Source organism: Geobacillus sp. CCR (genome assembly GCF_052906625.1).
Genome location: NZ_JBREBQ010000020.1, coordinates 57,007 through 63,330 on the forward strand (window position 1 = coordinate 57,007; position 6,324 = coordinate 63,330).

A 6,324-nucleotide genomic window follows, 5' to 3' on the forward strand; every position below is an offset into this window, starting at 1 on the left:
TGGCTGCAGTTCGTGGAGGTGTATATTTGTGTCGGAATCTGGCGCAACAGCGGAAATCGTCGTTCGTTTGCCGCAGTCGCTGCTGACAGAACTGGACGTGCTCGTAAAGCAGGAAAACGGCAACCGCAATGAACTCATTTATCAAGCGACGAAAATGTACATTCGCGAGCGGAAGAAACGGCAAATTCGCGAGGCGATGAGACGAGGCTACATGGAAATGGCGAAAATCAATTTATCTATCGCTTCTGAAGCGTTTCATGCTGAATACGAGGCCGACCACACCGTTGAACGCTTAGTTAGCGGGGGGTAATGCTTTGATTGTCAAACGTGGCGACGTGTATTTTGCGGACCTTTCCCCGGTTGTTGGCTCGGAGCAGGGCGGCGTGCGCCCCGTGTTGGTGATCCAAAACGATATCGGCAATCGTTTTAGCCCGACGGTGATTGTCGCGGCGATTACGGCGCAAATCCAAAAAGCGAAGCTGCCGACGCATGTCGAGATTGACGCGAAACGCTACGGGTTTGAACGCGATTCGGTCATTTTGCTTGAGCAAATTCGCACGATCGACAAGCAACGGCTGACCGATAAAATCACTCATTTGGACGATGAAATGATGGATAAAGTCGATGAGGCGCTGCAAATTAGCTTAGGGCTGATCGACTTTTGATAGAGCGAAAAACCTTTGCTTTTGGCATAACAGCGAACAGGAGAAACGGCGTTTTCGGTTGCCAACGGGCGGCCGAGCGGATGGGGAAAGCGGCGTTGACGTGCGGCATCGGTCTTGATTATCGAGTGTTCACGTTGGTGAGACGGGCAGATCGGCCTTTCCGGAACGGTCTGTCCTTCCATTTTCATCTATGTATACTGTTTCACAAAGCAGCTGCGTACAGGTAGCGCTTTTTTTATTATCCTAAACCGATTCATCCCCCACTTCCACCTCGAAGCGTTAGCGTAGGTGGGAGAGCGTTCAAGTCCCATATCATTAAGGAGGGAATCGCTTGGCTAACGAACAGCGGCTCATTGAAGTCATTGCCGCCGAGCAGCAGCTGGCAGCAAAGCAAGTCGAAAACGTCATTGCGCTCCATCGAGAAGGAAACACGATCCCGTTTATCGCCCGCTACCGGAAAGAAATGACTGGGGCGCTCGATGAAGTGCAAATTCGTGAAGTGCTTGAGAGATGGGAGTATTTGCAGCATTTAGAGCAACGGAAAGAGGAAGTGATTCGCCTCATTGATGAGCAAGGGAAGTTGACGGGAGAGTTAAAGCGCGACATTCTTGAGGCCACGAAGTTGCAACAAGTCGAAGATTTATACCGCCCATATCGGCAAAAGCGGCGCACGAAAGCAACAATCGCAAAAGAGAGAGGGCTTGAACCCCTTGCCGAATGGCTCCTTTCGTGTCCACCGGCCCCAACTCCGGAACAACAGGCCGAAATGTTCGTCAACGAAGATAAAGGAGTCGCAACCGTTGAAGAGGCGCTTCAAGGTGCGAAAGATATCATCGCCGAAAAAGTGGCAGATGACGCTGCTCTTCGTCAATGGGTGCGCGACGAGACGCGGCGGAAAGGAACGATTGCTTCGGTTGCCAAAGCGCCGGAAAAGGACGAAAAGAGTGTGTACGAAATGTACTACGACTACGAGGAACCCCTCGCTAAAATCGTTCCGCACCGCGTGTTGGCGTTAAACCGCGGTGAAAAGGAAGAGGTGCTGCGCGTCTCGATCAAGGCGCCTGTTGAGGACATCATTCGCTATTTGCGGCGAAAAACAGTCGCTGATGAATCGTCCCCGGCCGCTCCCATCGTGGCAGAAGCGATCGAGGACGGATACAAGCGGCTGATGGAGCCTGCCATTGAACGCGACATCCGCAACGAGTTGACGGAGAAAGCGGAGGAGCGGGCCATCCATATTTTCGCTGAAAACTTGCGCAAACTGCTTCTCCAGCCGCCGCTCAAAGGAAAAACGGTGCTCGGCATCGACCCAGCCTATCGGACTGGGTGCAAGCTCGCCGTTGTCGACGAAACGGGGAAACTGCTTCGCATTGATGTGATCTATCCGCATCCGCCGCAAGAGCGAAAAGAAGAGGCGCGCGCGAAACTTCTTCGCCTGCTTGATGACTATCACGTTGATATGATCGCGATTGGCAACGGAACAGCATCTCGGGAAACCGAACAGTTTGTCGCCGACACGCTGAAGCATGTGCAACGCGATATCTTTTATTTGATTGTCAATGAAGCAGGAGCGAGCGTCTACTCTGCTTCCGACCTTGCACGCGCTGAGTTTCCCGACCTGCAAGTCGAAGAGCGGAGCGCCGTCTCGATCGCCCGCCGCGTCCAAGACCCGCTCGCCGAGCTTGTCAAAATCGATCCAAAATCGGTCGGCGTCGGCCAATACCAGCACGATGTGTCGCAAAAAAAGCTTGCCGAGTCGCTTCGTTTCGTCGTCGAGACGGTCGTCAATCAAGTCGGTGTCAACGTCAACACTGCCTCCGTCTCCCTGCTTCAGTACGTGTCCGGGCTCACGAAAACCGTTGCAGAAAACATCGTCAAGCGTCGCGAAGAGCAAGGGAAATTCCGCAACCGCGAAGAGCTGAAAACGATTCCTCGGCTCGGAGCGAAAACGTACGAGCAGTGCATCGGTTTTTTGCGCATCGTTGATGGCGACGAACCGCTTGACCGCACGCCGATTCACCCCGAGCGGTACGCGGAAGTGAAGCAACTGTTGCGTAAGTTAGGATTTACGACCGCCGCCATTGGCAGTGATGAACTGCGCCAGGCGCTGCAAGCCATCGAAGTCGAGATGGTGGCTGCCGAGCTCGGCATCGGAGAACTGACGTTGCGCGACATCATTGACGCGTTGTGCCGCCCAGAGCGCGATCCGCGCGACGAGCTGCCCAAGCCGCTATTACGCAAAGATGTGTTGAAGATGGAAGATTTGAAGCCAGGCATGGAGCTGGAAGGAACCGTGCGCAACGTCGTTGACTTCGGCGCCTTTGTCGACATTGGGGTCAAACAGGACGGGCTCGTGCACATTTCCAAACTAAGCAAACAATACGTGCGCCATCCACTCGATGTCGTTTCGGTCGGCGACGTCGTCAAAGTATGGGTCGAGCATGTCGATGTGGCGAAGGGAAGAATATCGCTGTCGATGGTGCCGCCGAAAGAGTGAAATGGAGAAAGCACTGCCTTAGGAGCAGTGTTTTCTCCGATAAAAAAACCAGCATTGGTTCAACAGTTTAATTTGCTCACGGTTTTTCTCATAGTAGGCTCGTCTCATCTGATTTTTCAGCCATGTAGGCAAAATCAGTCACCTCCCTGACAGTGGAAAGGTAATATATATGTATGTAATGGTGAATTGTCCTGTGCCAAAAGATGAAGGAGAGACCCGCCATGGACCAAAAGCAGCTGCAAGCCCTTGTCGAACAAATTTCCATTCGCGTGTTCGGCAAGCCGTTTCGCCATACCGCTTTCTTCAACCCTCGTTTGCGCACCACCGGCGGGCGCTACATGTTGCAAACGCACAACATTGAGCTCAATAAAAAACATTACGAGCAGTTCGGCGAGGAAGAATTGATCGCCATCATCAAACACGAGCTTTGCCATTACCACTTGCACCTTGAGGGAAAAGGCTACCGCCACCGCGACCGCGACTTCCGCGAACTGCTGCAAAAAGTGGGGGCGCCTCGCTATTGTCGTCCGCTTGCTCGAAATACAAAAGCGCCGAAAACGATCTACACATACATTTGCACGTCATGCGGCCTCACCTACCGCCGCAAAAGACGGATCAACATAGACCGTTATGTTTGCGGCCGCTGCCGAAGCAAGCTCAAACGATCCTAGACTTCCATGACAAAAAAATTTGGTTGCCATCGGAAGGATGAAAATATCTCTATGTCGAATATTACAGTTTTACACATTTTGAAGCTCAGGTATTTTCAGAGTAGATGCAATTTGAAACTTTAACATTTGCAGCTTTTCCATAGCCTCGGCATTTGATCGACTGTCGGGCGACTGAACAACGCCGCTTTCAGACCCATGCATGGGTCTGTGAAGCGGGTGGCTGTTCGGTCTTCCGTCACGCCTTGGTGTTCGTCAGTCGAGAAAATAGACAAGCTGCCTTTTCGTCAAGAATTGTTAAACTATAATGTCCAGTCAACGCCAATAATCAAACAAAACATTTTGCGAAAAAAGGTTGACAATCAGGATGATCGTGTGCTAAATTATAAAAGCCGTCGCTAAACGGCGGAAAACAGCAGAGGAAGTTGCGGGAAAACGTATTGACAAACGACAAGTTGCTCAATATAATAAACAATGTCGATTGTCAAACATCATTCCGCAATAGCTCAGCGACGAGCCTCACATCTTCGAATTGGCTGCGAGTTGCCTCGACGCATCTCGCTTCCTTGAATTAGCTGGCAGAGGAAGAGGCAACGAGCACATCGTAAAGATATGCATGACATATAATTTTTCATCATTCCGCAATAGCTCAGCGGTAGAGCAACCGGCTGTTAACCGGTAGGTCGTAGGTTCGAATCCTACTTGCGGAGCCATTTCTTTGGAGAAGTACCCAAGTGGCTGAAGGGGACGGTTTGCTAAACCGTTAGGTCGTGGCTTTACGGCGCGCGGGTTCAAATCCCGCCTTCTCCGCCACTCCAATACGTATATGCGTGGCCCGTTGGTCAAGTGGTTAAGACACCGCCCTTTCACGGCGGTAACACGGGTTCGAATCCCGTACGGGTCACTGAATAGCGCGGGGTGATCCCCGCGATTTGTGGTCCCGTAGTGTAGTGGTTAACATGCCTGCCTGTCACGCAGGAGATCGCGGGTTCGAGTCCCGTCGGGACCGCCATTGCACTAAATCGCTGGGCCATAGCCAAGCGGTAAGGCAACGGACTTTGACTCCGTGATGCGCTGGTTCGAATCCAGCTGGCCCAGCCATTTTTATGTGTTAAATACATGAGCCATTAGCTCAGTAACGAGCGCTGCATCTTCGAGCTCGCTGCGAGTTGCCTCGACGCACCGGGCTTCCTTGAAACAGCTGGTAGAGGAAGAGGCAGGTAGAGTTCATCAGTACTTAGAGTGTTATGATCACCATGAGCCATTAGCTCAGTAGGTAGAGCAACGAGCAAAGCATCTTCGGATTTGCTTCGAGTTGTCCCGACGCATCCGACATCTTCGAATATGCTAGCAGAGGAAGGGACATCGTTCACTGTGAGTGTATACCCAACCATGAGCCATTAGCTCAGTAACGAGCGCTGCATCTTCGAGTTTGCTTCGAGTTGCCTCGACGCACCTAGCTTCTTTGAATAGGCTGGCAGAGGAAGAGGCAGGTAGAGCTAGGTAGTACCTGGAGTGTATACCCAACCATGAGCCATTAGCTCAGTAGGTAGAGCATCTGACTTTTAATCAGAGGGTCGGAGGTTCGAGTCCTCCATGGCTCACCATATTAGCGGGTGTGGCGGAATTGGCAGACGCACCAGACTTAGGATCTGGCGCCTCACGGCGTGGGGGTTCAAGTCCCTCCACCCGCACTGATTAGTCAATATGCGGTCGTGGCGGAATGGCAGACGCGCTAGGTTGAGGGCCTAGTGGGGGCGACCCCGTGGAGGTTCAAGTCCTCTCGACCGCATTTTTTAGATAAACTATTGACAGCAACACAGCGAGTTGCTAAAATATAATCCGTCTCTTTGGTGCAATAATCTATTGCGCTCGTAGCTCAATTGGATAGAGCATCTGACTACGGATCAGAAGGTTAGGGGTTCGAATCCTCTCGAGCGCGCCATCATCGGGAAGTAGCTCAGCTTGGTAGAGCACATGGTTTGGGACCATGGGGTCGCAGGTTCAAATCCTGTCTTCCCGATTTTGTTGAACTAAATATTATGCGGGTGTAGTTTAGTGGTAAAACCTCAGCCACGAGCCTTCACTTCGCCGAATACGCTTCGAGTTGCCCCGACGCATCCAGCTTCTTTGAATCGGCTGGCAGAGGAAGGGGCATGAAAGATTGTGATGGGTGTTTCATCAAAAATTATGCGGGTGTAGTTTAGTGGTAAAACCTCAGCCTTCCAAGCTGATGTCGTGGGTTCGATTCCCATCACCCGCTCCATGAAGAGTCCATAGGATTATTTCGTTCCTTGAAAACTGAACGAAACGAAGCGCGACGAAAAGCGGAGGTCGTTTAGCGCCTTTGGTGCTGCGGCTGAAGCAAAAAGCCAATCAACTTTCTTTGGAGAGTTTGATCCTGGCTCAGGACGAACGCTGGCGGCGTGCCTAATACATGCAAGTCGAGCGGACCAAATCGGAGCTTGCTCTGGTTTGGTCAGCGGCGGACGGG

At 51.9% G+C, this 6,324-nt stretch carries 5 protein-coding genes, 11 tRNA genes and 1 rRNA gene; 16 read left to right on the plus strand and 1 reads right to left on the minus strand.

The features are described 5' to 3' along the window. Positions 1-28: 28 nt before the first annotated feature. The 3 genes from ACVBDQ_RS11525 to ACVBDQ_RS11535 all read left to right on the plus strand — a co-directional run bounded on the left by ACVBDQ_RS11525 (position 29) and on the right by ACVBDQ_RS11535 (position 3,162). Complete coding sequence (locus ACVBDQ_RS11525) at positions 29-310, plus strand: CopG family ribbon-helix-helix protein (protein WP_011229742.1); 282 nt, start codon at positions 29-31, stop codon at positions 308-310. 4 nt (positions 311-314) lie between these two features. Continuing rightward, on the plus strand, positions 315-665 hold the full coding sequence (ndoA, locus tag ACVBDQ_RS11530; protein WP_003253417.1) for a type II toxin-antitoxin system endoribonuclease NdoA: 351 nt from the start codon (positions 315-317) through the stop codon (positions 663-665). Between the two features lie 331 nt (positions 666-996). Further along, positions 997-3,162: a Tex family protein gene (locus tag ACVBDQ_RS11535; protein ID WP_014194685.1), complete on the plus strand. Its 2,166-nt coding sequence runs from the start codon at positions 997-999 to the stop codon at positions 3,160-3,162. An 18-nt stretch (positions 3,163-3,180) separates the two neighbouring features. Here ACVBDQ_RS11535 and cmpA read toward each other — a convergent pair whose 3' ends face one another. Further along, positions 3,181-3,294: a cortex morphogenetic protein CmpA gene (gene cmpA, locus ACVBDQ_RS11540; protein WP_013144046.1), complete on the minus strand. Its 114-nt coding sequence runs from the start codon at positions 3,292-3,294 to the stop codon at positions 3,181-3,183. Positions 3,295-3,383: 89 nt separating this feature from the next. Between cmpA and ACVBDQ_RS11545 the strand changes: the two genes are divergently transcribed. The 13 genes from ACVBDQ_RS11545 to ACVBDQ_RS11605 form a co-directional block, all read left to right on the plus strand. Continuing rightward, a complete protein-coding gene (locus ACVBDQ_RS11545) occupies positions 3,384-3,833 on the plus strand; it encodes a SprT family protein (protein ID WP_013144047.1) in 450 nt (149 codons plus the stop codon). 635 nt (positions 3,834-4,468) lie between these two features. Then, positions 4,469-4,543 (plus strand) — tRNA-Asn (locus ACVBDQ_RS11550). 7 nt (positions 4,544-4,550) lie between these two features. Then, positions 4,551-4,643: transfer RNA gene (locus ACVBDQ_RS11555), tRNA-Ser, on the plus strand. 19 nt (positions 4,644-4,662) lie between these two features. Then, positions 4,663-4,734 (plus strand) — tRNA-Glu (locus tag ACVBDQ_RS11560). A 32-nt stretch (positions 4,735-4,766) separates the two neighbouring features. Then, positions 4,767-4,842 (plus strand) — tRNA-Asp (locus ACVBDQ_RS11565). 14 nt (positions 4,843-4,856) lie between these two features. Then, positions 4,857-4,931: transfer RNA gene (locus ACVBDQ_RS11570), tRNA-Gln, on the plus strand. A 430-nt stretch (positions 4,932-5,361) separates the two neighbouring features. Beyond that, positions 5,362-5,437: transfer RNA gene (locus tag ACVBDQ_RS11575), tRNA-Lys, on the plus strand. Between the two features lie 5 nt (positions 5,438-5,442). Continuing rightward, positions 5,443-5,524 (plus strand) — tRNA-Leu (locus ACVBDQ_RS11580). A gap of 15 nt (positions 5,525-5,539) precedes the next feature. After that, positions 5,540-5,622 (plus strand) — tRNA-Leu (locus tag ACVBDQ_RS11585). 76 nt (positions 5,623-5,698) lie between these two features. Then, positions 5,699-5,775 (plus strand) — tRNA-Arg (locus tag ACVBDQ_RS11590). A gap of 4 nt (positions 5,776-5,779) precedes the next feature. Then, positions 5,780-5,853, plus strand: a tRNA-Pro gene (locus tag ACVBDQ_RS11595). Between the two features lie 169 nt (positions 5,854-6,022). Continuing rightward, positions 6,023-6,096 (plus strand) — tRNA-Gly (locus ACVBDQ_RS11600). A gap of 117 nt (positions 6,097-6,213) precedes the next feature. Then, positions 6,214-6,324, plus strand: a 16S ribosomal RNA gene (locus ACVBDQ_RS11605); the annotation flags it as partial.

Bases quoted from the DNA above. Each gene is read 5' to 3' on its own strand.
- ACVBDQ_RS11545 (WP_013144047.1), top strand. From the start codon at position 3,384: ATGGACCAAAAGCAGCTGCAAGCCCTTGTCGAACAAATTTCCATTCGC.